This window comes from Acidovorax sacchari (assembly GCF_042847045.1).
Lineage (GTDB): Bacteria > Pseudomonadota > Gammaproteobacteria > Burkholderiales > Burkholderiaceae_C > Paracidovorax > Paracidovorax sacchari.
Genome location: NZ_AP035783.1, coordinates 3,869,838 through 3,895,500, shown reverse-complemented (window position 1 = coordinate 3,895,500; position 25,663 = coordinate 3,869,838). Strand labels below are relative to the sequence as shown.

Here is a 25,663-nt window from a genome sequence, read left to right as displayed (position 1 = left end):
TTCCCATGCACCTTCCCGACCGGGCCGTCTTCGATGCCATCCTTGCCTGGATGGCCAATGGCCTGCTGGACCTGTCCTGGTGGGAGATCGTCCTCTACACGCTCGTGACCACGCACATCACGATCGCCGCCGTGACGATCTTCCTGCACCGCGCCCAGGCGCACCGCTCGGTGGACCTCGGCGCCGTGCCGTCGCATTTCTTCCGCTTCTGGCTGTGGGTGGGCACGGGCATGGTCACGAAGGAATGGGTGGCCGTCCATCGCAAGCACCACGCCAAGTGCGAGACCGTCGACGACCCCCACAGCCCCCAGACCCGCGGCCTGGACACGGTGATGTGGCGCGGCGCGGAGCTCTACCGCTCCGAAGCGGGCAATGCCGAGACCCTGGCCAAGTTCGGCCACGGCACGCCCGACGACTGGATCGAGCGCAACCTCTACAGCCGCTTCGCATGGCAGGGCGTGGGCCTGATGCTGGTGATCGACCTGCTGCTGTTCGGCGCCATCGGCGCCACCGTCTGGGCCGTGCAGATGCTCTGGATCCCGTTCTGGGCCGCAGGCGTGGTCAACGGCATCGGCCACTTCTGGGGCTACCGCAACTTCGAGGCGCAGGACGCCAGCACCAACCTCGTGCCGTGGGGGCTCGTGATCGGTGGCGAGGAACTGCACAACAACCACCACACCTATCCCACCTCGGCGAAGTTCTCGGTCAAGCCCTACGAGTTCGACGTGGGCTGGCTCTACATCAGCCTGATGCGCCGCGTGGGCTGGGCCACCGTCAGGAAGGTGCCGCCCAAGCTGCGCCTGGGCGCCGTCAAGCCGGTGGCCGACGAGAAGACCCTGGAGGCCCTGATCGCCAACCGTTACGAGGTCATGGCCGGCTATGCGCGCGGCGTGCGCCGCGCCTGCCGCCAGGAGATCGCCGCCCTCAAGGCCCGCAAGGCGGACGTGTCCGTACTGCGCGCTGCGCGCCGCTGGCTGCACCGCGATGCCGAAAAGGTGCCCGCACGCGCCCGGGAGCAGCTTGCCCGCGCCCGCGAGGCCCACCCGGTGCTCGACACCATGGTCACCATGCGCGAGGAACTGCGCCAGCTCTGGCTGAACACCTCGCAGTCGCGCGAGCAGCTGACGGCCGACCTGCAGGCGTGGTGCCGCCGCGCCGAGGAGAGCGGCGTCGCCGCGCTGCGCGAATTCTCCCTGAGGCTGCGTGCCGCGCAGGCCTGACGCCCAAGCCCGTCCCGGCACGGCCGTCGCGGCCCCGGCTGGCGGATCTATCGCGCCGTAGTGGCGCGCGGGCCGGCTGCCGCTCTGCGGCGCGACCCGCCCCATGCCGCGGCGGCGGCCGCCAGCAGCGCCCGCGCCGCGGTCGTGGCCCCGGCCAGTCCCGCCACGCCGGCCCGGAGCACGGCGCCCAGCGGCGAAAGCGCCGGCGCCGGCTCCAGCAGCACGGCATGCGCCGTGGCATGCCCCGGATTCGACACCTCCATCCACTCCGGCCCGCAAGCCGGCGAACCTTCCCGGCACTGCCCGGCTTCCAGGTGGCCCAGGTCCACCTGGGACGCCACCACCTGGCCCCAGACGACCGGGCCGGAACGCAGGGCAAGCCGGCCGCTCTCCACCACCAGCGATGCGCCGGGCGGCAGGCACACCAGCAGCTTCTGGCCGGGCTGCACGGACAGCGGCGAGGCCGCGGGGCTGGAACAGCCTGCCGCAAGGGCGGCGGGGGTGGGGCGGGTGATATGCGGCATGGTTTCTCCTTGGAGCGGAATGCATCGGGACAGGGCTTCATCCTAGGGAGAACCCTGATTCGAAAACAGGCACAGGGTGTCCGCTTGCAGAGGGGAACAGCGCGGGTTTTTCTGTCTCTGTTATGGTGTGGGCGTGGCCTGTCTGTATCTGTGCGGCCGCCCAGGCCCGCGGCATGATGGCCGGATCGGCCTTCCACGGCCATGTTCCCGTTTCGCTTCCGCCGAGGCGCCTTCGCCATGCACGATTCCGTCGCCGAATTTCCCCAGCCGCCCGCCGCGCAGGCCGCCTCCCAGCCGCGCTACCGGCAGATCGCGGGCCTGTACACACAGGCCATCACGGCAGGCAGCCTGCAGCCTGGCCAGCGCCTGCCCTCCGTCCGGGAGCTGTGCCAGCGGCACGGCGTGAGCCTCACCACTGCCCTGCAGGTGTTGCGGCACCTCGAAGCCGAAGGCTTCGCCCAGGCCCGCGAGCGGGTGGGGTACTTCGCCTCCGTTCCCGGCCGCGTGTCCTCGCTGCCCGCCGCCCGCGAGCCGGAGCTGCACGAGCCGCTCGCACCGGACCCGCATGTGTTCGCCGGCATCAACGAGCGCATCTCCACCTTCCTCGAAAAGGCCCGCCGCGCGCCCCTGGCGCTGGACCTGGGCAGCGCCATGCCGGCGCCCGCGCTGTTCGATGCCGAGGCGCTCAACCGCCTCGCGATCCGGCTGCTGCGCGAGCAGCCCGACATCCTCGTGTACAGCCCGTCGGCGCCTTCCACGCATCCGGAATTCCAGCGGGCCATGGCGCACCACGCACTGAGCTTCGGCCTGAGCCTCGCGCCCGAGGGCATCGGCGCCACGCATGGCAACTCGGAGGCCGTCAACCTCGCCCTCGATGCAGTGGCCGAGCCCGGCGACGTGATCGCGGTCGAATCGCCCACCTTCTTCGGCATCCTGCAGGCCATCGAGGTGCGCGGCCTGCGCGCGCTCGAGATTCCCTGCAGTCCCCACACCGGCATATCGATCGAGGCACTGGAGCTCGCGGCCCGCAACGAACCGCGCCTCAAGGCAGTGGTGGTGGTGCCGCACCTGCAGATGCCCCAGGGCAGCGTCATGCCCGATGCCCACAAGGAACGCCTTGTCGCGCTGTGCGTGGAGCACGGCCTCGCCCTCATCGAGGACGACATCTACCGCGAGTTCGTCGAGTCCGCCCAGCCGATGCGGCCCGCCAAGGCCTGGGATCGCCCGGGCGACGCAGGGCAGGTGATCTACTGCGCTTCCCTCAGCAAGAGCTTCGCTCCCGGGCTGCGCCAGGGATGGATGAGTGCGGGGCGCTGGAACGCGCGCGTGCAGATGCTCAAGTTCGCCCGCACGCGCAACATGCAGACTTGGTCGCAACTGCTCGCCGCCCGCACCGTGGGCTCGCCCGCCTACGACCGCCACCTGCGCCGCATGCGGGCGTCGCTGAAGGAGCAGCGCGAGCAGTCGGCGCGCGCGGTGGCCCGGTACTTCCCCGCGGGAACACGCCTGAGCCTGCCGCCCGGCGGCATCAGCCTGTGGCTGGAATTGCCCGCGGGCCTGTCCTCCACGCGGCTCTACGACGATGCCCTGGCGCGCGGCATCCGCGTGGCGCCCGGGCCCATGTTCTCCAATACCGGCCGCTATGAACGTTTTTTGCGGCTCAGCTGCGGCATGCCATTCACGCCGGCGGTGGAAGAGGGCTACCGGGTACTGGGCGAGTTGCTGGCCGGCCAGTGCGACGCCCTGCAGGAGGCTGGCCGCGCGCCGCTGCGGGAAGAGCGCCGCCGGGCCGCCGCGGCCTGAGGCGGCCTGGAAAAAGAAAAGCCGCCCTCGGTGGGGCGGCCTTCTCGGGAAATCGCTGCAAGAGGCTGGCGCCTTACTTCAGCTTCATTTCCTTGTACTCGACGTGCTTGCGAGCCTTGGGGTCGAACTTGATGATCGACATCTTCTCGGGCATCGTCTTCTTGTTCTTGGTGGTGGTGTAGAAGTGGCCGGTTCCTGCGGTGGATTCCAGCTTGATCTTGTCGCGTCCGCCTTTGGTTGCCATGGTGCTACTCCTTAAGCCTGGCCACGTGCACGCAGGTCGGCGAGCACGGAATCGATGCCGTTCTTGTCGATCAGACGCAGGGCGGCGCTGGAAACACGCAGGCGCACCCAGCGGTTTTCGCTCTCGACCCAGAAACGGCGGTATTGCAGGTTCGGCAGGAACCGGCGCTTGGTTTTGTTGTTGGCGTGGGAAACGTTGTTCCCGACCATGGGCTTCTTGCCCGTGACGTCGCAGACGCGTGCCATGAGGACACTCCGATTTTTTCAAATACAGCCGCAGGACATGCACGCTCCGCTTGGGAATTGCAGAGCCTGTCCGTGCGGCCTCACCTCGCCAGATAGGGTGGCGGTAACCCGGTTGGTATCTGCTGCGTGGCAGCGGACCACTTAAAAAAGCGGTGCGCAATATGCAGCAAAGCCGCGCATTATAGCGCGGCCTTCAAAAAGGTGTCCAGCCCGCGCGGCTTCCGCACCGCGGACGGGCCGGGCGCGCGTCAGATCACGCCTTCCTGCTCCAGGAAACGCTGCGCGTCGAGGGCGGCCATGCAGCCCGTTCCGGCGCTGGTGATGGCCTGGCGATAGACATGGTCCTGCACGTCGCCTGCCGCGAACACGCCGGGCACGCTGGTCTGCGTGGCGAAGCCCTTGAGCCCGCCCTGCGTGACGATGTAGCCGTTCTCCAGCGTCAGCTGGCCCTCGAAGATGCCGGTGTTGGGCGCGTGGCCGATCGCGATGAAGCAGCCCTGCAGCGCGATGTCCTGCGTGCTGCCGTCCAGCGTGCTCTTGATGCGGATGCCCGTCACGCCGCCGTCGTTGCCCAGCACCTCGTCGAGCGTATGGAATACCTTCAGCTCGATCTTGCCGGCGGCCACCTTCTCGTTGAGCTTGTCCACCAGGATGGGCTCGGCCTTGAACTTGTCGCGGCGGTGCACCAGCGTCACCTTGCGGGCGATGTTGGAGAGGTAGAGGGCCTCTTCCACGGCGGTATTGCCGCCGCCCACCACGCACACGTCCTGCTCGCGGTAGAAGAAACCGTCGCAGGTCGCGCAGCCGGACACGCCGCGGCCCATGAACGCCTCTTCGGATGGCAGTCCCAGGTACTTGGCAGAGGCGCCCGTGGCGATGATGAGCGAATCGCAGGTGTAGGTGCCGCTGTCGCCGGTGAGCGTGAACGGGCGCCTGGACAGGTCCACCTGGTTGATGTGGTCGAACACCACCTGCGTCTTGAAGCGCTCGGCATGCTCCAGGAAGCGCTGCATCAGTTCCGGACCCTGCACGCCGTTCACGTCGGCGGGCCAGTTGTCCACCTCCGTCGTCGTCATGAGCTGGCCGCCCTGCGCGATGCCGGTGATCAGCACCGGGTTCAGGTTGGCGCGGGCGGCGTACACGGCGGCCGTGTAGCCGGCGGGGCCGGAACCCAGGATCATGACTTTGGCGTGTTGCGTAGTGGACATGGTGAAAAGTAAGAGTTTGTGCCGGGACTTTCCCCAGATGCGGCCGGCTGCCCGAGTATCCACCCGGGGCCGGCCCGCGAGGGGACGGGGTTTTCAATCGCCGCGATTGTAGGAAACAGTTGGAATCCCGGACGGCGCCAGGGGTGGGCAGGGCCCCTGCGCTCCTGACCGCCGAGCAGGGCATCGGGTAAGCTTGCCGCGCTCTTCGACCTATGACGTATTCCCTCAACACCCTCAATGCTTCTGCCGGGGGCAGATCGGCGCCACGCAGCATGGCGGCGCGCTTCGGCCACGAGATCGGCCTGGTGGTCGGGCTGCTGGCCCTGGTTTTCTGGCTGCTGGCCCTGGCCAGCTATTCGGCGCAGGACGCCGCATGGTCCACCTCCGGCGCGCACGACAGCCGGCTCATGGCGAACTGGGCCGGGCGCCTGGGCGCCTGGCTGGCCGACAGCAGTTATTTCGCCCTCGGTTTTTCCGTGTGGTGGTGCGTGGCCGCGGGCGTGCGCGCCTGGATTGCCTCTCTCGCGCGCTGGATGCGCGGCGGAGAGTCCGCGACCCCCGGGCAGAGCCCGCTGGCGCGGCGGCTGATGTTCTGGAGCGGCCTCGCGCTGCTGCTGTGCGCGAGCACGGCCCTGGAGTGGTCGCGCCTCTATCGGCTGGAGCCGCTGCTGCCCGGGCATGCCGGCGGCGTGCTCGGCTATATCACCGGCCCCGCCGGCGTGAAGTGGCTGGGCTTCACCGGCTCGGGCCTGGTGGCCGTGATCGCGGTCGTTGCGGGCGCCGCGCTGGTGTTCCGCTTCTCCTGGGGCCAGCTGGCCGAACGGCTGGGCGGCCGCATCGACGGGCTGGTCCAGTTCGGCAGGGCGAGCCGCGAGAAGGCCCGCGATGTCGCGGCCGGCAAGCGCGCCGCCCGCGAGCGCGAGGAAGTGGTGCAGGAAGAGCGCCACGAGATCCAGGAGCACCATCCGCAGCCCGTGCAGATCATCGAGCCCGTGCTCATGGCGGACGCACCCCCGAGCGCGCGCGTGGTGAAGGAGCGGCAGAAGCCCCTCTTCACCGAAATGCCCGACAGCCGCCTGCCGCAGGTGGACCTGCTCGATGGCGCCCAGGCGCGGCAGGAAACGGTGGCGCCCGAGACGCTGGAGATGACCAGCCGCCTCATCGAGAAGAAGCTCAAGGACTTCGGCGTCGAGGTGCGTGTCGTGGCGGCCATGCCCGGGCCGGTGATTACCCGCTACGAGATCGAGCCTGCCACCGGCGTGAAGGGTTCGCAGATCGTGAACCTCGCCAAGGACCTGGCCCGCTCGCTGTCGCTGGTGTCCATCCGCGTGATCGAGACCATCCCCGGCAAGAACTACATGGCGCTGGAACTGCCCAATGCCAAGCGCCAGTCGATCCGCCTTTCCGAGATCCTGGGCTCCCAGATCTACCACGAGGCCAAGAGCCTGCTCACCATGGGCCTGGGCAAGGACATCGTGGGCAATCCGGTGGTGGCCGACCTCGCCAAGATGCCGCACGTGCTCGTGGCCGGCACCACGGGTTCGGGCAAGTCGGTGGGGATCAACGCGATGATCCTCTCGCTGCTCTACAAGGCCGAGGCGCGCGACGTGCGCCTGCTGATGATCGACCCCAAGATGCTGGAAATGTCGGTCTACGAGGGCATCCCGCACCTGCTCGCGCCCGTGGTCACCGACATGAAGCAGGCCGCGCACGGCCTCAACTGGTGCGTGGCCGAGATGGAGCGCCGCTACAAGCTCATGTCCAAACTGGGCGTGCGCAACCTCGCGGGCTACAACACCAAGATCGACGAGGCCAAGGCGCGCGAGGAATTCATCTACAACCCCTTCAGCCTCACCCCCGAGGAGCCCGAACCGCTGGAGCGCCTGCCGCACATCGTCGTCATCATCGACGAGTTGGCCGACCTCATGATGGTGGTGGGCAAGAAGATCGAGGAACTGATCGCCCGGCTGGCGCAGAAGGCGCGGGCGGCCGGCATCCACCTCATCCTGGCCACGCAGCGGCCCAGCGTCGATGTGATCACCGGCCTCATCAAGGCCAACATCCCGACCCGGATCGCCTTCTCGGTGGGCTCGAAGATCGACAGCCGCACCATCCTGGACCAGATGGGCGCCGAGGCGCTGCTGGGCATGGGCGACATGCTCTACATGGCCAGCGGCACCGGGCTGCCCATCCGCGTGCATGGCGCCTTCGTGTCCGACGACGAGGTGCACCGGGTCGTCAGCTACCTCAAGAGCCAGGGCGAGCCCGACTACATCGAGGGCGTGCTCGAGGGCGGGACCGTGGACGGCGACGATGGCGCCTTCGGCGAAGGCGGCGGGGGGGGTGAAGGCGGGGAAAAAGACCCCATGTACGACCAGGCGGTGGAGGTGGTCCTCAAGGACCGCAAGGCCAGCATCTCGTACGTGCAGCGCAAGCTGCGCATCGGCTACAACCGCTCCGCGCGCCTGCTGGAAGACATGGAAAAGGCCGGCCTCGTGAGCGCGCTCACCGCGAGCGGGCAGCGCGAGGTGCTGGTGCCCCACCGCGAGTGACCGCCGGCATGCCGGAGCCTGGACGACAAGGATTGGATCGAAGCATGATGAAACAGTGGTTGGCGATCGCCGCGATCGCGGTCGGCGCCCAGAGCGCCTGGGCCGATGGCCTGGCGAGCCTGGAGTCGTTCATGAAGGGCGCCCAGGCCGGGCGCGCGGATTTCACGCAGACCGTGACATCGCCTCCGAAGGACGGCCAGGCACCGCGCACCAGGACCTCCTCCGGCACCTTCGAGTTCCAGAGGCCGGGGCGCTTCAAGTTCACCTACACCAAGCCTTTCGCCCAGACCATCGTGGCCGACGGCAAGTCGCTCTGGCTCTATGACGCCGACCTGAACCAGGTCACCCAGCGGGCGCAGGCGCAGGCGCTGGGCACCACGCCCGCCGCGCTGCTGGCTTCCGCCCCCGACCTGCAGGCCCTGCGCAAGGATTTCACGCTCGAATCCGCTCCGGACCAGGATGGCCTGCAGTGGGTGCTGGCCACCCCGAAGACCAGGGATGGCCAGCTCAAGAGCGTGCGCGTGGGCTTCCAGGGCGAGCAGCTCGCGGCCCTGGACATCCTCGACAGCTTCGGCCAGCGGTCGGTGATCCGCTTCGCGAATGTCCAGTCCAGTGCTTCCCTGCCGGCTTCCACCTTCGAGTTCAAGCCCCCGCAGGGCGCGGACGTGGTGCGCCAGTGATGCCCGGCAGGGCCGGGTGCTGCCGGCCTGCCTGCTAGATCCAGAGCAGGGCCAGGCCCAGTGCCGCGGGCACCGTCTGGATGTACAGGATCTTGCGGGCCACCGTGGCGGCGCCGTAGAGCCCGGCCACCAGCACGCACAGCAGGAAGAAGGTCAGCACGGCCCGCCCGTGCGGCCCGCCGAGCCACAGGCCCCAGAGCAGTCCGGCCGCCAGGAAGCCGTTGTAGAGCCCCTGGTTGGCTGCCATCACCTTCGTGTCCGCCGCGCGCTCCGGCGTGTTCCGGAACGCCTTGAGACCTGCGGGCTTGTCCCAGAGGAACATCTCCAGAACGAGGATGTAGATGTGCAGCAGCGCGATCAGCGCGGCGACGGCATGGGCAGCGGAATGCATGGATGTGTCTCCGGATGTTGGGGGGCTTGCCCTCGGGCAAGCGCGCGACGCCGGATTGTGCGCGCGGTACGGCACGCAGCCTGGCACCTCGCGGACTCGTGCCTCCGGCAGCGGATTGTCGCTTCGCATGCCCGTGCATGGCTTCGCCTGCATGCCTGGCATTGCCGCAGCGGACGCGCGCTCGGCCCGCTCAGTCCGCGAGCATTTCCGCCACCCGCTGCCGCAGGGCGGGCAGCAATTCGTCGGTGAACCACGGATGGCGCTTCAGCCAGCCGTTGTTGCGTGGACTGGGGTGCGGCAGCACCCACAGGCCCGGTGCGTCGCGGCGCCAGTCCTGCACCGCGTCGGTCAGGGACGCGGGGGCTGGCGTGCGGCGCCCGTGCCAGGCGAGGGCATGCGCGCCGAGCACGATGGTGAGGTGGATGCCGGGCAGCGCGTCCAGCAGCGGCTTGCGCCAGGTGGCGGCGCACTCCGGGCGCGGAGGCAGGTCGCCCGAGCGGCCGGTGCCGGGGTAGCAGAAGCCCATGGGGACGATCGCGATGCGGCCGGGATCGTAGAACGTCTTCCGGTCCACCCCCATCCAGTCGCGCAGCCGCTCGCCGCTCGCATCGTCGAAGGGAATGCCGCTGGCGTGCACCTTGCGGCCCGGTGCCTGCCCCGCGACGAGAATGCGCGCGCCGGTGGAGGCCTGCAGCACGGGGCGCGGCCCGAGGGGCAGGCTGCCTGCGCAGAGAGTGCAGCTGCGCACACTGCGCAGCAGGGGAGCGAGATCGGGCAGGGGGCGCAGCATGTCGTGGGAGGGTGCGGGGACGCCCCACGGCGTCGGCCTGCAGCGCGGAGTCCCCGGATTGGTGCAGGATACCGCCTGCAGGAATAATGGTTGCGGCGGCCCGTCTTTCCCGTTTGCTCCTGCCGGCTTCCCTTTCCCGAACCCACATTCCCTCGCTGCATTGCATTCCACCGCCATGGCCGATCTGTTCTCCGCTCCTCCTGCTGCCCCCCTGGCCGAAGCCCTGCGCCCGGCCAGCCTGGATGAGGTGATCGGGCAGTCGCACCTGCTGGGAGAGGGCAAGCCGCTGAGGCTCGCGTTCGAGTCGGGCAAGCCGCACTCCATGATCTTCTGGGGGCCGCCAGGTGTGGGCAAGACGACCCTGGCCCGGCTCACGGCCACGGCATTCCAGTGCGAGTTCATCGCCTTGTCTGCGGTGTTCTCCGGTGTCAAGGACATCCGCGCGGCCATGGAGCAGGCGCAGCACAACCTGGCGATGGGCAGGCACACGATCCTGTTCGTGGACGAAATCCACAGGTTCAACAAGTCCCAGCAAGACGCCCTGCTTCCCTATGCGGAAAGCGGCCTGGTGACCTTCATCGGGGCCACCACCGAGAACCCGTCCTTCGAGGTGAACTCGGCTCTGCTGTCGCGCGCCCAGGTCTATGTACTGAAGTCCCTGACGGATGAGGAACTGCGGCTGCTTTTGAAGCGTGCGCAAGAGATGGCCCTCAGCCATCTGCAGTTCGACGAACTGGCAACGGACACCATCATCGGCTATGCGGACGGCGACGCGAGACGGTTCCTGAACCTGCTGGAGCAGACCAGCACGGCCGCCAGGGCTTCGGGGATCACGGCGATCACGGCCGACTTCCTGCAGAACGCCCTGACGCTGAACAGCCGGCGTTTCGACAAGGGCGGGGACAATTTCTACGACCAGATTTCAGCCTTGCACAAGTCGGTGCGCGGCTCCCATCCGGACGCGGCCCTCTACTGGCTCACGCGCATGCTGGACGGCGGTGCGGACGCGAGGTATCTGGCGCGGCGCATTGTCCGCATGGCGTGGGAAGACATCGGGCTGGCCGATCCGAGGGCCATGCAGATCGCCAACGACGCAGCGCTGACCTATGAGCGGCTGGGAAGCCCGGAAGGTGAGCTGGCCCTGGGCCAGGCCGTGATCTACCTGGCGGTCGCGGCCAAGAGCAACGCCGGCTACAACGCGTACAACGCTGCCCGGGCCTTCGTGAAGAAGGACAAGAGCCGTGAAGTGCCGGTCCACCTGCGCAACGCACCCACTAAGCTTATGAAGGAGCTGGGCTATGGCCACGAGTACCGGTACGCGCACGATGAACCCAATGCCTACGCTGCCGGGGAAACCTACCTTCCCGACGGCATGGACGAGCCGGGCTGGTACCAACCCGTGCCCAGGGGCCTCGAGGTGAAGATCGCGGAAAAGCTGGCGGTGCTCAGAAGCTGGGACGAAGAAGCCGGCAGGAAGTGAGTCGAAGGCCCGGGGGGCGGGCGATGGATGAAGTGTCCTGCCCCCGCGTCCGCGCCCGAATGGATCAGCGCACCTAATGGCTTGTGCGGGCTCCTGATGCCCTGGCCATCCCCGGGAAAACCCCGTCCAGCCGTGGTAAGGCGGCCGCAAGGCATCTGGCTACAATCCCGCACCAAACCCGCGTGGCACCTGTCCTGGCGGGTTTTTTGCTACATGGCAATCGGGCCCAAAAGGCTGAACCGATTCCCGGCCCAATAACGGGATGGGACGTTATCAACGAAGGACTTTTTCTATGGACATTTTGCTGCAGCAGATCATCAACGGTCTGGTCCTCGGCAGCATGTACGCCTTGATAGCCTTGGGCTATACCATGGTGTACGGCATCATTCAGTTGATCAACTTCGCCCACGGGGAAGTGCTCATGATCGGCGCGCTGACCAGTTGGAGCTGCATCGGGCTGATGCAGGAGGCCATGCCGGGCGCGCCGGGCTGGGTCATCCTCCTGCTGGCCACGATCATCGCCTGCGTGGTCGCCGCCGCGCTCAACTTCACCATCGAGAAAGTCGCCTACCGTCCGCTGCGCAGCAGCCCCCGCCTCGCCCCCCTGATCACCGCCATCGGCATGTCCATCCTGCTGCAGACGCTGGCGATGATCATCTGGAAGCCGAACTACAAGCCCTATCCCACGCTGCTGCCGACCACGCCGTTCCAGATCGGCGGCGCGGTGATCACCTCCACGCAGGTGCTGATCCTGGCCGTCACGGCCATCGCGCTCGCCTCGCTGGTCTACCTGGTCAACTACACCAAGCTCGGCCGCGCCATGCGCGCCACCGCGGAGAACCCGCGCGTCGCCGCCCTGATGGGCGTCAAGCCGGACATGGTGATTTCGGCCACCTTCATCATCGGCGCCGTGCTCGCCGCGATCGCCGGCATCATGTACGCCTCCAACTACGGCACCGCCCAGCACACCATGGGTTTCCTGCCGGGCCTGAAGGCCTTCACGGCGGCCGTGTTCGGCGGCATCGGCAATCTGGCCGGCGCGGTGGTGGGCGGCATCCTGCTGGGGCTCATCGAGGCCATCGGCTCGGGCTACATCGGCACCCTCACGGGCGGCCTGCTGGGCAGCAACTACACCGACATCTTCGCCTTCATCGTGCTGATCATCATCCTCACGCTGCGCCCCTCGGGCCTGCTGGGCGAGCGTGTGGCCGACCGTGCCTGAGGAGAGCATTCCCATGAAAAACAACAAAGCCCAGTGGATCATCGGCGCCATCGCGCTGCTCGTCCTGCCGCTCATCCTGCAGTCCTTCGGCAACGCCTGGGTCCGCATCGCCGACCTCGCGCTGCTCTACGTCATGCTCGCCCTGGGCCTGAACATCGTGGTCGGCTATGCCGGCCTGCTGGACCTCGGCTACGTGGCCTTCTATGCCGTGGGGGCCTACCTCTTCGGCCTCATGGCGTCGCCGCACCTGTCCGACACCTTCGCGAGCTTCGCGGCCATGTTCCCCAACGGGCTGCACACCTCCCTCTGGCTCGTGATACCGCTGGCCGCGCTGGTGGCCGCGATCTTCGGGGCGTTGCTGGGGGCGCCCACGCTCAAGCTGCGCGGCGACTACCTCGCCATCGTGACGCTGGGCTTCGGCGAGATCATCCGCATCTTCCTGAACAACCTGGACCACCCCATCAACCTGACCAACGGCCCCAAGGGCATCGGCCAGATCGACTCCGTCAAGGTCTTCGGCCTGGACCTGGGCCGGCGCCTGGAGGTGTTCGGCTACGACATCAACTCCGTCACGCTCTACTACTACCTGTTCCTGATCCTGGTGGTGCTCAGCGTCATCATCTGCTACCGGCTGCAGGATTCGCGCATCGGCCGTGCCTGGATGGCCATCCGCGAGGACGAGATCGCCGCCAAGGCCATGGGCATCAACACCCGCAACCTCAAGCTGCTGGCCTTCGGCATGGGCGCTTCCTTCGGTGGCGTCTCCGGCGCGATGTTCGGTGCCTTCCAGGGCTTCGTCTCGCCCGAGTCGTTCAGCCTGATGGAGTCGGTGATGATCGTCGCCATGGTGGTGCTGGGCGGCATCGGCCACATCCCCGGCGTGATCCTGGGTGCCGTGCTGCTGTCCGCACTGCCCGAGGTGCTGCGCTACGTGGCCGGCCCGCTGCAGTCCATGACGGACGGCCGCCTCGACTCCGCCATCCTGCGCCAGCTGCTGATCGCGCTGGCCATGATCGTCATCATGCTGATGCGCCCGCGCGGCCTCTGGCCGTCGCCCGAGCACGGCAAGAGCCTCGTGCAGAAGTCCTGAGAACACCCTTCGAGAGCAATGAACATGGCAGAAACAACCAACGAAGTGGTGCTGCAGGTCGCCGGTATTTCCAAGCGCTTCGGCGGGCTGCAGGCCCTGTCCGACGTCGGCATCACCATCGGCCGCGGCCAGGTCTACGGCCTCATCGGCCCCAACGGCGCGGGCAAGACCACCTTCTTCAACGTCATCACGGGCCTCTACACGCCCGACAGCGGCACCTTCCAGCTGGCCGGCAAGCCCTATGAACCCACGGCGGTGCACGAGGTCGCCAAGGCGGGCATCGCGCGCACGTTCCAGAACATCCGCCTCTTCGCAGAGATGACGGCGCTCGAGAACGTGATGGTGGGCCGGCACATCCGCACGCAGTCCGGCCTCATCGGCGCGGTCTTCCGCACCAAGGCCTTCAAGGAGGAAGAGGCCGCGATCGCCAGGCGCGCGCAGGAACTGCTCGACTACGTGGGCATCGGCAAATACGCCGATTTCAAGGCACGCACCCTGTCCTACGGCGACCAGCGCCGCCTGGAGATCGCGCGCGCCCTGGCCACCGATCCCCAGCTGATCGCGCTCGACGAACCCGCGGCCGGCATGAACGCCACCGAGAAGGTGCAACTGCGTGAACTGATCGACCGCATCCGCCGCGACAACCGGACCATCCTGCTCATCGAGCACGACGTGAAACTGGTGATGGGCCTGTGCGACCGAGTGACCGTGCTCGACTACGGCAAGCAGATCGCCGAAGGAACCCCTGCCGACGTGCAGAAGAATGAAAAAGTGATTGAGGCCTACCTGGGCACCGGAGGACACTGAGCATGGCCGAGAAATCCAACAACGTACTGCTGTCCGTGAAGGGCCTGAAGGTGGCCTACGGCGGCATCCAGGCCGTCAAGGGCGTGGACTTCGAGGTGCGCGAGGGCGAACTCGTCTCCCTCATCGGCTCCAACGGCGCCGGCAAGACCACGACGATGAAGGCCATCACCGGCACGCTGGCGATGAACGACGGCGACATCCACTACCTGGGCGAGAGCATCCGCGGCAAGGGCGCCTGGGACCTCGTGAAGAAGGGGCTGGTGATGGTTCCCGAGGGCCGCGGCGTGTTCGCCCGCATGACCATCACCGAGAACCTGCTGATGGGCGCCTACACGCGCAACGACAAGGCCGGCATCCAGGCCGACATCGAGAAGATGTTCAACATCTTCCCCCGCCTTCGCGAGCGCAAGGACCAGCTCGCGGGCACCATGTCCGGCGGCGAGCAGCAGATGCTCGCCATGGGCCGCGCGCTCATGAGCCAGCCCAAGGTGCTGCTGCTGGACGAACCCTCCATGGGCCTGTCTCCCATCATGGTGGACAAGATCTTCGAGGTGGTGCGCGACGTCTATGCCCTGGGCGTGACCATCGTGCTGGTCGAGCAGAATGCCAGCCGCGCGCTGGCCCTGGCCGATCGCGGCTACGTGATGGAGTCCGGCCTGATCACCATGACCGGTCCGGGCCAGGACCTGCTGAACGATCCGCGCGTGCGTGCCGCCTACCTGGGCGAGTGACGCGCGACGGCGCCCTGCGCCATGGACGAGAAAAAGGCCCCGCGAGGGGCCTTTTGCGTTTAGTACCGGTACTGCACGCCGATCGTCGTCATGTCCACGTCCGACTTGCCGTCGGCGAAGTGCAGGCGGTGGCGCTCCCACTCCAGCACGGCAGCCCACTGGGGATTGAAGGCCCAGCGCACGCCCGCGCCGTAGGACAGCCCGAAGCCGCTGTCGTTGCCCGTGGCCACGCCGAAGCCGGGATCGCCGGAAGTCTTCGTGCGGCCGTAGGTCGTGCCGAGCTTGCCGAAGACGTCGAACTGGTCGCCGATCGGCGCACGGCCCACCAGGCTGAAATTCAGCCCCTGGGCCTTGGTGTCTCCACCGAGGCGGCTGGCGGTGCCGAAGTTCAGGTAGCCGAACTCCACGCCGAAGTTGGGATGGAAGAAGCCGCCCGTATAGAGCTTCCAGCCGGTGTCGCTGTCGTCGAAGTTGAAGAGGCTGGTGCCGTTGCGCAGGTCGTATTTGGACTGGCCCGCACTCAGGCCGATGTAGCCCTGCTGCGTGGCGGGGATGAAGGAGTTGCCGGTCGCGCGGCTGGCCTGCGCGTGGGCGGCCATGGTGCCGCAGGCGAGCGCGAGGGCGCAGGACAGCAGCCGGAGGGAGCGGTTCGGTGTGTGCATGGATTTTCCTTGTAGTGGGAGGGCGGCTGGGCGGTGGCAGGGTGGGTCGCTGCACCTCGGCCCGCGCGCGGGCCTTGGGCCATTGGAAGGGGCGCGGCGCTGCAGGTTTGTGGGCACTCACGTGCCGCGTCTGTAGGAGTGCGCTCACAAGCAGCACGTGCGCTGGCGCAACACTGCGCATCGGGCCGCATCTACCCGGATCGGAGCGGGATCGCGGTCGCGGTTAAACTCGCGCCTTTCTTGAAATCGTCACCATTTCGTCACAATGCGGCAGCCGCCGGATGTGGCGCATGCCTGCCAGTCGTCCAGGAGTCCCCATGTTGTTTGGAAAGCTGTTGCCCCGCGAGGGCAATTTTTTCGAGATGTTCAACCAGCATGCGGACCGCATCGTCGAGGCGGCGAGGGCCTTCTCCCAACTGGTCGCCAACTACAACGACCCGCACCTGCGCGACAAGTACAACCAGGACGTGGACAACGCCGAGCGGGCGGCCGACCGCGTGACCCACGAGGTCAACCGCACGCTGCACAAGACCTTCATCACGCCGATCGACCGCGAGCAGATCCACTCGCTCATCAACACGATGGACGATGTGGCCGACCTGATCCAGGACTCGGCGGAAACCATGGCGCTCTATGACGTGCGCCACATGACCGAAGAGATCTCCCGCCTGACGGACCTGAGCCTGAAGTGCTGCGAGCGGCTGCGCGATGCCGTGAAGCTGCTGGAGAAGATCGCCGATCCGGGCGTGGCCGAGGCGGCGCTCAAGACCTGCGAGGAAATCGACCGCCTGGAAGGCGACGCCGACCGCGTCATGCGCAGCGCCATGAGCAAGCTCTTCCGCGAAGAGCCCGACGTGCGCGAGGTGCTCAAGCTCAAGGCCATCTACGAGCTGCTGGAAACCATCACCGACAAGTGCGAGGACGTGGCGAACCACATCGAGGGCATCATCCTCGAGAACTCCTGACCCGCGGCGGACGCAAGCGCTCTCAAAGCATGGAAACCGTACAAACCGCCCTGTGGGTCGTCGCCCTCCTGGTCGCGCTGGCCATCCTGTTCGATTTCATGAACGGGTTCCACGACGCCGCCAATTCGATCGCGACCGTCGTCTCCACCGGCGTGCTCAAGCCCACGCAGGCCGTCGTCTTCGCCGCGTTCTTCAACTTCGTCGCGATCTTCGTCTTCCACCTGAGCGTGGCCGCCACCATCGGCAAGGGGATCGTGCAGCCCGGGGTGGTGGACACCCACGTGATCTTCGGCGCGCTGGTGGGCGCCATCACCTGGAACGTCATCACCTGGTACTACGGCATCCCCAGCAGTTCGTCGCACGCACTGATCGGCGGCATCGTGGGGGCGGTGATCGCCAAGGGCGGCATCGGGTCGCTGATTTCCGGGGGCATCTTCAAGACCGTGGCATTCATCTTCGTGTCGCCGCTGCTGGGCTTCCTGCTGGGCTCCCTCATGATGGTGGCCGTCGCGTGGATCTTCCGCCGCTCCCGGCCCAGCAAGGTGGACAAGTGGTTCCGCCGCCTGCAACTGCTCTCCGCCGGCGCCTACAGCCTGGGCCACGGCGGCAACGACGCGCAGAAGACCATCGGCATCATCTGGCTGCTGCTGATCGCCACCGGGCATGCCTCGGCCTCGGACACCGCGCCCCCGACCTGGACCATCATCGCGTGCTACATGGCCATCGGCCTGGGCACCATGTTCGGCGGCTGGCGCATCGTGAAGACGATGGGCCAGAAGATCACCAAGCTCAAGCCCGTCGGCGGCTTCTGCGCCGAGACGGGCGGGGCGATGACCCTGTTCCTTGCCACGGCCCTGGGCATTCCTGTGTCCACCACCCACACCATCACCGGCGCCATCGTCGGCGTGGGCTCCACCCAGCGCGCCAGCGCCGTGCGCTGGGGCGTGGCCGGCAACATCGTCTGGGCGTGGATCCTCACGATTCCCGCCAGCGCCTTCGTCGCCGCCATCGCCTACTGGATCAGCCTGCAGATGTACTGACCAGGCTGCCCGGCGTCACTGCGAGATCTTGCGCGCTTCCTCGATCTGGTACTCGAAGTAGCGCTGGAAGCTGAACGCCAGGCTCGCCATCAGCACGGCCGTTCCGACCATCAGCGCCAGCGCGATCGCGAACACCGTCGCCCAGCGCGTGCGCCCCGCGGGTGCTTCGGGGTCCCCGGCGGGATTGAACCGGGCATTCCAGCGCTCCGGCGGCATCAGCCCGTAGAGGATGGCCCGCAGGGCGCAGCCGGCGATGGTGAAGCCGAGCAGCGGAACCAGCACCCAGCTCAGGTGGTCGTCCTGCCCCCATTGCTGCACGCGCTGGATGCCGTAGATGCCCAGCGCGGTGGGGATGGGCAGCATCCAGCCCCACAGGTCGCCCATCCCGTGCAGGTAGAAGCGGTGCAGGCCCAGCGGGCCGCCCAGGAAGGCGAGCCACGCAGCGGCGGTCTTGCTCCTGGGGCGGGCCATGCGCGTTGTCCGGCTCATTCGGGCGCCGTGGTGTCCGCGGCGCCGAGGGGCTTCTCCATGAGCACCACATCGCGCCACGCGCCGAACTTCCAGCCGACCGAGCGCATCACCCCGATCTCGGTGAAGCCGGCGGCGCGGTGAACGCCGACCGAGCCGGCGTTGGCGGAGTCGCCGATCACCGCCAGCAGCTTGCGCACGCCCGCAGCCTCGGCGGCTCCGCAGAGCTCGTCCAGCAGCAGCCGGCCCACGCCGCGCCCGCGGGCCGCGTCCGCCACGTAGATCGAGTCTTCCGCGGAAAAGCGGTAGGCCGGGCGCGGCTTGAACCAGTTGGCGTAGGCGAAGCCGAGGATCTCTCCCTGTTCCTCGGCCACGAGGTAGGGCAGGCCGCGCCCCAGCACGTCCGCCCGCCGTGCCGCCATGTCGGCGGCGCTGGGCGGATCGGTCTCGAAAGTGCCCGTGCCGTGCAGCACATGGTGGGCATAGATGGCGGTGATGGCGGGAAGATCTTCGTCGCGGCTCGGGCGGATGTTGGGCATACGTCGGGATGTGGATATAATCGCGGGCTTTGCAGCGTGTCGCTGGCCGGGTGGCCATGTCGCGTGTCTCAAACGCCGCAAAACCTCGACAGATTTTGCTGTCACCCACCCGAAGGATTCATTATGGTCGTGATTCGACTCTCCCGCGGCGGCTCCAAGGGCCGTCCGTTCTTCAACATCGTCGTTGCCGACAAGCGCGTGCGCCGCGATGGCCGCTTCATCGAGCGCCTGGGCTTCTACAACCCCACCGCCAAGGAAGGCGAAGAAGGCCTGCGCATCGCCCAGGACCGTCTGACGTACTGGAAGGGCGTGGGCGCCCAGGTGTCCGACACCGTCGAGCGCCTGATCAAGCAGGCCGCCAAGAAGGCCGTCGCCGCCTGATCCTCGGTCGTCGCGCCGGGAGATCCATCTTCCCGGAACGAGGCGGGCTCCGTTGCCACGGCAAACGGAGCCCGCTTTTTTTCTTTTCATCCCCTCTTTCCACCATGCCCGCCCTTCCCATTCTCGATCCCGCCGACCTGCCCGCCGATGCGGTGGAAGTAGGGCGCATCGCGGACGCCTGGGGCGTCAAGGGCTGGTTCAAGGTCCTGCCCTACAGCGCCGACCCCGAAGCGCTTTTCTCCTCCAAGCGGTGGTACCTGCAGCCCAGCGAGAAGGGCGCGAAGAGCTTTTTCACGGGCACCGTGCTGCTGCCCATCCGCCAGGCGCGCGAGCACTCCGACTCCATCGTCGCGCAGGCCCAGGGCGTGGATGACCGCGATGCCGCGGAAGCCCTGCGGGGTGCCCGCATCTTCGTGCCCCGCTCGAGCTTCCCCACGGCGGCCGAGGACGAGTACTACTGGGTCGATCTCATCGGCCTGGAGGTGGTCAACCGCGAGGGCGTCGCGCTCGGCACGGTGCGCGAGCTGCTCGCCACGGGCCCGCAGACGACCCTGGTGCTGTCGTTCCCTCAGGAAGGCGGCAAGGAGGGCGAGCGCATGATTCCCTTCGTCTCCGCCTTCGTCGACAAGGTGGACATCGCCGGGCGCCGCATCGTGGTGGACTGGCAGCCGGATTATTGAGCCCGCCGTGCGTTTCGACGTCATCACGCTGTTCCCTGAGCTGTTCGCGCCGTTTCTCGCCAGCGGCGTGACGCGGCGGGCCTATGCCACCGGGCTCGTGGACGTGCGTTTCTGGAACCCGCGCGACTACGCGGAGGGCAACTACCGCCGCGTGGACGACCGCCCCTTCGGCGGAGGGCCGGGCATGGTCATGATGGCCGAGCCGCTCGAGCGCTGCCTGCAGGCCATCCGCACGGACCGCGGCGAGGCGCCCGATGCCGCGGCGCCGCTGGTGATGTTCTCGCCGATCGGGCGCAGGCTGGACCATGACGGCGTGGCAGGCTGGGCCGCCGGCAACGGCGCAGTGCTGCTGTGCGGCCGCTACGAGGGCGTGGACCAGCGGTTTGTCGATGCCCGCGTGGACGTGCAGTTGAGCCTGGGTGATTTCGTCCTTTCCGGCGGCGAGATCCCCGCCATGGCGCTGCTCGACGCGGTGGCCCGGCTGCAGCCCGGCGTGCTGAACGACGCCGGCAGCCACCAGGAAGACAGCTTCAATGCGGCGCTGGACGGCCTGCTGGATTGCCCGCACTACACCCGGCCGGAGTCGTGGCAGGGGCAGGCGGTGCCCGCTGCGCTGCTGTCCGGCCACCATGCGCAGATCGAGCGCTGGCGGCGCGACCAGCGGCTTGCCGTGACGGCCCGGCACCGGCCGGACCTTGTCGAAGCCGCACGCGCGGCGGGCCGACTCGACCGCGCGGATGAAGCCGTCTTGGCGAAACTGAACGGCTTGCTATAATGGCGGGCTTTCCGATCCTCTGTCCGGCCGCTGGCGGACGCTTTCCTTTCGCGGCCTCAGGGCTGCCGGGGCGGCCTTCCAGCACCATGCGTCAATCCCGACGCCTGCCAATCCTGGCGCGGCCATGATCGCAAGGAAATCAACAATGAATCTGATCCAGACCCTCGAGCAGGAAGAAATCGCCCGCTTGAACAAGACCATCCCCGAATTCGCGCCCGGCGACACCGTCATCGTGAGCGTGAACGTGGTGGAAGGCAACCGCAAGCGCGTGCAGGCCTACGAAGGCGTGGTGATCGCCAAGCGCAACCGTGGCCTCAACAGCGGCTTCACCGTGCGCAAGATCTCCAGCGGCGAAGGCGTGGAGCGTACGTTCCAGACCTACAGCCCGCTGATCGCCAGCATCGAAGTGAAGCGCCGTGGCGACGTCCGCCGCGCCAAGCTGTACTACCTGCGCGACCGTTCCGGCAAGTCCGCGCGCATCAAGGAAAAGCTGCCTTCGCGCGTCAACAAGGCCGCCGCTCCCGCCGCCTGAGGCCGGGCTGCCGCTCTGGCATCCGAAGCCGCTACAGGGTCCTGTAGCGGCTTTTTTCATGGCCGCCGCGCTGCGCCCCCGGCGCCCGCATTTGTCTGCCCACGCCGGAGAACCCCGACGCATGTCCTCTTCCCCCTCCACCACGGCTGCCACCGGGCCGCTGACGGCCCTGCCAGGATTCGATCCCCGGACGGTTCCGGTGCTGGGGACGGACGGCCACCTGCCCGCGGTGCCGGCCGCCGTGTGGACGCCCGAGGCGCTGCGCCAGCGCTTCGCCGCGCCGCCGGCCTGGACGCCCGATGTGCTGCGCGAGCGGGCCATGACGACCCGTGCGCCGCGCGATGCGGCCGTGCTGCTGGCGATCATGCTGCGCGAGGAGCCGACCGTGCTGTTGACGGAGCGCACCGCGCATCTGTCCAACCATTCGGGGCAGGTGGCCTTCCCGGGCGGGCGCGTCGATCCGGGCGATGCGGATGCCGCCGCCGCCGCGCTGCGCGAGGCACGCGAAGAAGTGGGCCTCGACAGCGGCAGGGCGGAGGTGCTGGGCACGCTGCCCGTCTATGCCACCGGCACGGCCTTCCTCGTCACGCCCGTGGTCGCGCTGGTCCGTCCGGAGGGCAGCTTCGAGCCCAACCCTTATGAAGTGGCCGACATCTTCGAGGTGCCGCTGGCCTTCCTGCTGGACCCGTCGAACCACCGGCGCCATGCCCTGGACATCGGCGGCGCCCGCCGCGAATGGTTTTCCATGCCCTACACCGATCCGGTGACGGGCAAGACCCACTTCATCTGGGGTGCGACGGCGGGCATGCTGCGCAATTTCTACCGGTTCCTGCTGGCCTGAGCGGCCGCCCGCCGGAAGAGGGCTGGCCACCATGTTTCCTGTGGTTACGGCCCAGTATGATTGCCGGCATGAGCTTCTTTGCCATCCTCATGGCGTTGCTGATCGAGCAGGCCCGCCCGCTGGCCCGCAGCAACCCGATCCATGCCGGCGTGCGCGCGTGGGCGCTGTCCGTGAGCCGCAATTTCGATGCGGGCAAGCCGCACCATGGCTGGGTGGCATGGACCCTCGCGGTGTGCGTGCCGTCGCTGGCCGTGCTGGGGGGGCACTGGCTGCTGATGGTGGCCATCGGCTGGCCGGCCGCCGTGGTGTGGAGCATCGCCGTGCTCTATCTCACGCTCGGCTTCCGGCAGTTCAGCCACCATTTCACGAACATCCGGGATGCGCTGGAAGAGCGCGACGAGGACGCCGCCCGGGCCCGCCTGGCCGCCTGGCAGCAGGTGGACGTGGGCCTGCTGCCGCGCAGCGAGATCGTGCGGCACGTGATCGAGTATTCCGTGATCGCGGCGCACCGCCACGTCTTCGGGGTGCTGGCCTGGTTCTCCATCCTGGCGGCGCTGGGCCTGGGCCCCGCGGGCGCGGTGTTCTACCGGCTCGCGGAATTCGTGTCCCGCTACTGGAAGGCAGGTGGACGCGGCGCCAGCCTCGTGCATCCCGGCAGCGAGCCGCTGCAGCGTGCATCCGCCCAGGCCTGGACGGTGGTGGACTGGCTGCCCGCACGCCTCACGGCCCTCAGCTTCGCCGTGGTGGGCAGCTTCGAGGAGGCCATCGACGGCTGGCGCTTCCATGCGCAGCATTTTCCCAATGACAACGACGGCGTGATCCTGGCGGCCACCGCCGGCGCCATCAATGTGCGCCTCGGCGGCGAAGCCCTGCAGGCACGGCAGGACGCGCTGGGCGAGGGCGTGCTGCCGCCCGAGCCCGGGCCGGCCGGCGGCGACAGCACCCCGGGCAGGGAGCCCGAGGTGGCCCACCTGCGCGGCGTCGTGGGCCTGGTGTGGCGGTCTGTCGTGGTGTGGATGCTGTTGCTTGCCCTGCTCACCCTGGCCCGCCTGCTCGGCTGAAACCGGGGCGCTGCCCCGGGCGCCAGCCCTCTGCTGCACCGCTCACCAGTGGCGGTGCGCGCTCAGTTCCTCGTACAGCTGGCGGTAGATCTGGTAGCGGTTCGCGCCGATGCGGCCCGAACCCGGGACCGGCGAGGCATCGGGCTCGTCCACGTGCGCCATGACGGCGCAGCCGGGCTCGTGCAGATGGGTGCAGTTGTAGAAGCGGCACTCGCCCGCGTGCTGGCCGATGTCCGGCATGAGCCGGGCCAGGTCCGCGGCACCGATGTGGTGCAGTCCGAATTCCTGGAAGCCCGGGGAGTCGATGAGGGCCGTGGTGCGATCCTGCGGGTCCACCCAGTACCACGTGGTGGTGGTGGTGGTGTGCCTGCCTGAATTGAGCGCCTGGGATATTTCTCCCGTCACCGCCGACGCATGCGGCACCAGCAGGTTGATGAGCGTGCTCTTGCCCGATCCGGAGGGGCCGAGCACCAGCGTGGTCTTGCCCTGCAGTTGCTCGCGCAGCGCTGCATGGTCCACCTCCGCCGAGTGGGTGAGCGAGAGCGGCAGCACCTGGTAGTGGTGCCGCCCGGCGCCGTCGCCACACATGTGCCGGTACGGCCAGAGCCGCGCCCAGGCCCGCTCGAAGGGCTCGACCAGGTCGCTCTTGTTGAGGGCGATGACCGGGGCGATGCGTTCTGCTTCCGCCGCGATCAGCGCCCGCGCGAGCTGGCTTTCGGAGAACACCGGCTCGGCGGCGATGAGGATCAGCACCTGGTCCAGGTTGGCGGCGAACGATTTGGTGCGGATCTCGTCCTGCCGGTAGAACAGGTTGCGGCGCTCCAGCACTTTCTCGATCGTGCCTTCGTCGCCCTGGCCGGGGGGCGGGGCCTGCCAGAGCACGCGGTCGCCGACGACCGCCTGGCTCTTCTTGCCGCGCGGATGGCAGATGCGCCGCGAGCCGTCGGGGCTTTCGACCAGGCAGTGGCGGCCGTGGCTGGCGACGACCAGGCCTTCGAGGGGGGCCGAGCGCTCAGCCATGGGTCGCCGGTCGGGCCGTCATTCGGAGGCCGCCAGCAGCGCGTCGAAGCGCGCGGCGCATTCGAGGTCGGTGGTGGAGATGCCCTTCACGTCGTGGGTGTTCAGGCGGACCACGCAGCGGTCGTAATGCACGGACAGGTCCGGGTGGTGGTCCTGCGCATTCGCGATGAAGGCGACGGCGTTCACGAACGAGATGGTCTCGTAGTAATTCGCGAAGCGGTAGGTCTTCTCGATCGCGACCGCGGCGCCGTCGCCGCTCAGGGCCCAGCCCTGCAGGTCCGCCAGGCGCGCGACGATTTCGGTGGGGCTGAGCGCACGGCGTGCGTGGGCGGACCAATCTTTCTTGGTGAGCATGGAGGTCATGTCGATGGCTGGGGAAGGGGCATGCGGGCCAGCCGTTCGCTGGCCGGCGGGTGGGAGTAGTAGAACCCCGCGTACACCGGGTCCGGTGTGAGCGTGGAGGCGTTGTCCTCGTAGAGCTTGAGCAATGCGGAGGCGAGGGCGCTGCCTTCGGCCTGCGCCATGGCATAGGCATCCGCCTCGAATTCGTCGCGGCGCGACAATTGGGCGAAAACCGGGGAGACGAAGAAGGTCAGCACGGGCGTGGCCAGCAGGAACAGCAGCAGCGCCAGCGCGTCGTTGGCAGCCGAGCCTGCCGGCTGGCCCGGCAGCAGGGCGGCGGGCTGCACGCCCAGGCCTTCGTAGAACCAGGTCTGCCCCGAGAGCCAGCCCAGCAGCGCGAAACCGAGCAGTGCCATCGCGAACACGCCTGCCATGCGCCTGGCGATGTGGCGGTGCTTGAAGTGGCCGAGTTCGTGCGCGAGCACGGCCTCGACCTCGTCCGGCCCGAGCTGGCGCAGCAGGGTGTCGTAGAACACCACCCGCTTCGCGGCCCCGAAGCCCGTGAAGTACGCGTTGGCATGGGCGCTGCGCCGGCTGCCGTCCATCACGAACAGTCCCTTGGCCGCGAAGCCGCAGCGCTGCATGAGCGACGTGACGCGGGCCTTGAGGGATTCGTCCTCCAGCGGCTGGAAGCGGTTGAAGAGCGGTGCGATGAACAGCGGATAGATCACCATCAGCGCCAGGCTGAAAGCCACCCAGGCGCCCCAGGCCCAGAGCCACCACAGGGCGCCCGCGGCCCCCATGAGCCAGAGGATCAGCGCGGCCAGCGGCAGCCCGATCACGGCGCCCATCAGCGTGGACTGCGCCAGGTCCTTCAGCCAGAGGCGCGGCGTGGTCTTGTTGAAGCCGAAGCGCTCTTCGAGCACGAAGGTCTGGTAGGCCGCGAGGGGCAGGTCGATGAGCCCGCTCACCAGCGCGAACGCCGCCAGCAATGCGATCTGCTGCACCATGCCGCCGTCCAGCACGGACAGCAGAGCCTGGTTGAGCGCGTTCAGTCCGCCCAGCAGCGTCCAGCCCAGCAGCACGGCAGCGCCCAGGGCGGCTTCCAGCAGGCCCAGGCGGGCCTTGGCGATGGTGTAATCCGCGGCTTTCTGGTGGGCGGCGAGGGGGATGCGCCCGGCGAACGGCTCCGGGACGGTATTGCGGTGGCGCGCGACGTGCCGGATCTGCCGGGACGCCAGCCAGAAGCGCACCAGCAGGCCGGCGGCCAGCAGCAGGGCGAAGGACGCGGTCAGCAGGCCGGCGGGCGTGGTGAAGTAGAAGGCGGTATCGGGTGCGGGAGGCATGTACCGGGAGTTTAGGGCTTCGCG

The 25,663-nt window shown here is 68.1% G+C and carries 29 protein-coding genes; 17 read left to right on the top strand and 12 right to left on the bottom strand.

Features of this window, described 5'->3' with window-relative positions; all coding sequences use genetic code 11:
- The first annotated feature begins 5 nt into the window (after nt 1-5).
- Nucleotides 6-1,220 carry a fatty acid desaturase gene (locus ACGHC0_RS17250; protein WP_415266269.1) on the top strand — a complete coding sequence of 405 codons (1,215 nt, stop codon included), beginning with the start codon at nt 6-8 and terminating at the stop codon, nt 1,218-1,220.
- A 47-nt stretch (nt 1,221-1,267) separates the two neighbouring features.
- Here the strand turns inward: ACGHC0_RS17250 and ACGHC0_RS17245 are convergent, their stop codons facing one another.
- On the bottom strand, nt 1,268-1,744 hold the full coding sequence (locus tag ACGHC0_RS17245) for a hypothetical protein (protein WP_368352133.1): 477 nt from the start codon (nt 1,742-1,744) through the stop codon (nt 1,268-1,270).
- Between the two features lie 237 nt (nt 1,745-1,981).
- Between ACGHC0_RS17245 and ACGHC0_RS17240 the strand changes: the two genes are divergently transcribed.
- Nucleotides 1,982-3,547 carry a PLP-dependent aminotransferase family protein gene (locus ACGHC0_RS17240; RefSeq protein WP_415266268.1) on the top strand — a complete coding sequence of 522 codons (1,566 nt, stop codon included), beginning with the start codon at nt 1,982-1,984 and terminating at the stop codon, nt 3,545-3,547.
- A 73-nt stretch (nt 3,548-3,620) separates the two neighbouring features.
- Here the strand turns inward: ACGHC0_RS17240 and rpmG are convergent, their stop codons facing one another.
- The 3 genes from rpmG to trxB all read right to left on the bottom strand — a co-directional run bounded on the left by rpmG (nt 3,621) and on the right by trxB (nt 5,244).
- Entirely contained in the window at nt 3,621-3,791 is a 171-nt protein-coding gene (gene rpmG / locus ACGHC0_RS17235) for a 50S ribosomal protein L33 (protein WP_011796484.1), read from the bottom strand.
- A gap of 11 nt (nt 3,792-3,802) precedes the next feature.
- Nucleotides 3,803-4,036, bottom strand: coding sequence for a 50S ribosomal protein L28 (gene rpmB, locus ACGHC0_RS17230; protein WP_005797187.1), 234 nt, complete (start codon nt 4,034-4,036; stop codon nt 3,803-3,805).
- A gap of 248 nt (nt 4,037-4,284) precedes the next feature.
- A complete protein-coding gene (gene trxB, locus ACGHC0_RS17225) occupies nt 4,285-5,244 on the bottom strand; it encodes a thioredoxin-disulfide reductase (RefSeq protein WP_019701444.1) in 960 nt (319 codons plus the stop codon).
- 212 nt (nt 5,245-5,456) lie between these two features.
- Between trxB and ACGHC0_RS17220 the strand changes: the two genes are divergently transcribed.
- Entirely contained in the window at nt 5,457-7,796 is a 2,340-nt protein-coding gene (locus ACGHC0_RS17220) for a DNA translocase FtsK (protein ID WP_368352131.1), read from the top strand.
- Between the two features lie 44 nt (nt 7,797-7,840).
- Nucleotides 7,841-8,476, top strand: coding sequence for an outer membrane lipoprotein chaperone LolA (gene lolA / locus ACGHC0_RS17215; RefSeq protein WP_405045300.1), 636 nt, complete (start codon nt 7,841-7,843; stop codon nt 8,474-8,476).
- Nucleotides 8,477-8,510: 34 nt separating this feature from the next.
- On the opposite strand, the gene ACGHC0_RS17210 is transcribed toward lolA, so the two are convergent.
- Nucleotides 8,511-8,867: a DUF1304 domain-containing protein gene (locus ACGHC0_RS17210; RefSeq protein WP_368352130.1), complete on the bottom strand. Its 357-nt coding sequence runs from the start codon at nt 8,865-8,867 to the stop codon at nt 8,511-8,513.
- A 190-nt stretch (nt 8,868-9,057) separates the two neighbouring features.
- On the bottom strand, nt 9,058-9,657 hold the full coding sequence (locus ACGHC0_RS17205; RefSeq protein ID WP_415266267.1) for a uracil-DNA glycosylase family protein: 600 nt from the start codon (nt 9,655-9,657) through the stop codon (nt 9,058-9,060).
- A gap of 175 nt (nt 9,658-9,832) precedes the next feature.
- Between ACGHC0_RS17205 and ACGHC0_RS17200 the strand changes: the two genes are divergently transcribed.
- From ACGHC0_RS17200 to ACGHC0_RS17180, 5 genes are all read left to right on the top strand, one after another.
- Nucleotides 9,833-11,137 carry a replication-associated recombination protein A gene (locus tag ACGHC0_RS17200; protein WP_368352128.1) on the top strand — a complete coding sequence of 435 codons (1,305 nt, stop codon included), beginning with the start codon at nt 9,833-9,835 and terminating at the stop codon, nt 11,135-11,137.
- A gap of 292 nt (nt 11,138-11,429) precedes the next feature.
- A complete protein-coding gene (locus tag ACGHC0_RS17195) occupies nt 11,430-12,359 on the top strand; it encodes a branched-chain amino acid ABC transporter permease (protein WP_017438186.1) in 930 nt (309 codons plus the stop codon).
- A gap of 13 nt (nt 12,360-12,372) precedes the next feature.
- Nucleotides 12,373-13,449 (top strand): ABC transporter permease subunit, encoded by a 1,077-nt coding sequence (locus tag ACGHC0_RS17190; RefSeq protein ID WP_368352127.1) that lies wholly within the window; start codon nt 12,373-12,375, stop codon nt 13,447-13,449.
- 24 nt (nt 13,450-13,473) lie between these two features.
- Nucleotides 13,474-14,256, top strand: a complete 783-nt coding sequence (locus ACGHC0_RS17185; protein ID WP_368352126.1) for an ABC transporter ATP-binding protein — start codon at nt 13,474-13,476, stop codon at nt 14,254-14,256.
- 2 nt (nt 14,257-14,258) lie between these two features.
- Nucleotides 14,259-14,987, top strand: a complete 729-nt coding sequence (locus ACGHC0_RS17180; protein ID WP_368352125.1) for an ABC transporter ATP-binding protein — start codon at nt 14,259-14,261, stop codon at nt 14,985-14,987.
- A 59-nt stretch (nt 14,988-15,046) separates the two neighbouring features.
- Here the strand turns inward: ACGHC0_RS17180 and ACGHC0_RS17175 are convergent, their stop codons facing one another.
- Nucleotides 15,047-15,649, bottom strand: coding sequence for an outer membrane beta-barrel protein (locus ACGHC0_RS17175; protein ID WP_368352124.1), 603 nt, complete (start codon nt 15,647-15,649; stop codon nt 15,047-15,049).
- A gap of 317 nt (nt 15,650-15,966) precedes the next feature.
- Between ACGHC0_RS17175 and ACGHC0_RS17170 the strand changes: the two genes are divergently transcribed.
- Both ACGHC0_RS17170 and ACGHC0_RS17165 read left to right on the top strand, forming a co-directional pair.
- Entirely contained in the window at nt 15,967-16,614 is a 648-nt protein-coding gene (locus tag ACGHC0_RS17170; RefSeq protein ID WP_368352123.1) for a DUF47 domain-containing protein, read from the top strand.
- Nucleotides 16,615-16,643: 29 nt separating this feature from the next.
- Nucleotides 16,644-17,654, top strand: a complete 1,011-nt coding sequence (locus ACGHC0_RS17165) for an inorganic phosphate transporter (RefSeq protein ID WP_013595669.1) — start codon at nt 16,644-16,646, stop codon at nt 17,652-17,654.
- 15 nt (nt 17,655-17,669) lie between these two features.
- Here the strand turns inward: ACGHC0_RS17165 and ACGHC0_RS17160 are convergent, their stop codons facing one another.
- Complete coding sequence (locus ACGHC0_RS17160; protein WP_107160745.1) at nt 17,670-18,143, bottom strand: TM2 domain-containing protein; 474 nt, start codon at nt 18,141-18,143, stop codon at nt 17,670-17,672.
- Nucleotides 18,140-18,661 carry a GNAT family N-acetyltransferase gene (locus tag ACGHC0_RS17155; RefSeq protein WP_368352122.1) on the bottom strand — a complete coding sequence of 174 codons (522 nt, stop codon included), beginning with the start codon at nt 18,659-18,661 and terminating at the stop codon, nt 18,140-18,142. Before ACGHC0_RS17155 ends, ACGHC0_RS17160 begins: the two co-directional genes overlap by 4 nt.
- 123 nt (nt 18,662-18,784) lie before the next feature.
- On the opposite strand from ACGHC0_RS17155, the gene rpsP reads away from it, so the two are divergent.
- The 6 genes from rpsP (at nt 18,785) to ACGHC0_RS17125 (ending at nt 22,931) form a co-directional block, all read left to right on the top strand.
- Nucleotides 18,785-19,042, top strand: coding sequence for a 30S ribosomal protein S16 (rpsP, locus tag ACGHC0_RS17150; RefSeq protein WP_368352121.1), 258 nt, complete (start codon nt 18,785-18,787; stop codon nt 19,040-19,042).
- A 104-nt stretch (nt 19,043-19,146) separates the two neighbouring features.
- Nucleotides 19,147-19,722, top strand: coding sequence for a ribosome maturation factor RimM (gene rimM, locus ACGHC0_RS17145; protein ID WP_368352120.1), 576 nt, complete (start codon nt 19,147-19,149; stop codon nt 19,720-19,722).
- 7 nt (nt 19,723-19,729) lie between these two features.
- Nucleotides 19,730-20,497, top strand: coding sequence for a tRNA (guanosine(37)-N1)-methyltransferase TrmD (gene trmD, locus ACGHC0_RS17140; RefSeq protein ID WP_368352119.1), 768 nt, complete (start codon nt 19,730-19,732; stop codon nt 20,495-20,497).
- A 145-nt stretch (nt 20,498-20,642) separates the two neighbouring features.
- Entirely contained in the window at nt 20,643-21,029 is a 387-nt protein-coding gene (rplS, locus tag ACGHC0_RS17135) for a 50S ribosomal protein L19 (RefSeq protein WP_368352118.1), read from the top strand.
- Between the two features lie 121 nt (nt 21,030-21,150).
- The gene (locus tag ACGHC0_RS17130; protein WP_368352117.1) at nt 21,151-21,870 is read left to right on the top strand and encodes a CoA pyrophosphatase; all 720 of its coding nucleotides are present in this window, start codon (nt 21,151-21,153) and stop codon (nt 21,868-21,870) included.
- A 68-nt stretch (nt 21,871-21,938) separates the two neighbouring features.
- Nucleotides 21,939-22,931: a CobD/CbiB family protein gene (locus tag ACGHC0_RS17125; RefSeq protein WP_415266266.1), complete on the top strand. Its 993-nt coding sequence runs from the start codon at nt 21,939-21,941 to the stop codon at nt 22,929-22,931.
- Between the two features lie 42 nt (nt 22,932-22,973).
- Here ACGHC0_RS17125 and rsgA read toward each other — a convergent pair whose 3' ends face one another.
- From rsgA to ACGHC0_RS17110, 3 genes are read right to left on the bottom strand one after another with little or no spacing between them, the layout of a single operon-like run.
- Nucleotides 22,974-23,951 (bottom strand): ribosome small subunit-dependent GTPase A, encoded by a 978-nt coding sequence (gene rsgA / locus ACGHC0_RS17120; RefSeq protein WP_415266265.1) that lies wholly within the window; start codon nt 23,949-23,951, stop codon nt 22,974-22,976.
- Between the two features lie 18 nt (nt 23,952-23,969).
- A complete protein-coding gene (locus ACGHC0_RS17115; protein ID WP_415268431.1) occupies nt 23,970-24,320 on the bottom strand; it encodes a 4a-hydroxytetrahydrobiopterin dehydratase in 351 nt (116 codons plus the stop codon).
- Complete coding sequence (locus tag ACGHC0_RS17110) at nt 24,311-25,639, bottom strand: M48 family metallopeptidase (protein ID WP_415266264.1); 1,329 nt, start codon at nt 25,637-25,639, stop codon at nt 24,311-24,313. The genes ACGHC0_RS17115 and ACGHC0_RS17110 overlap by 10 nt, the downstream gene beginning before the upstream one ends.
- Nucleotides 25,640-25,663 lie beyond the last annotated feature (24 nt).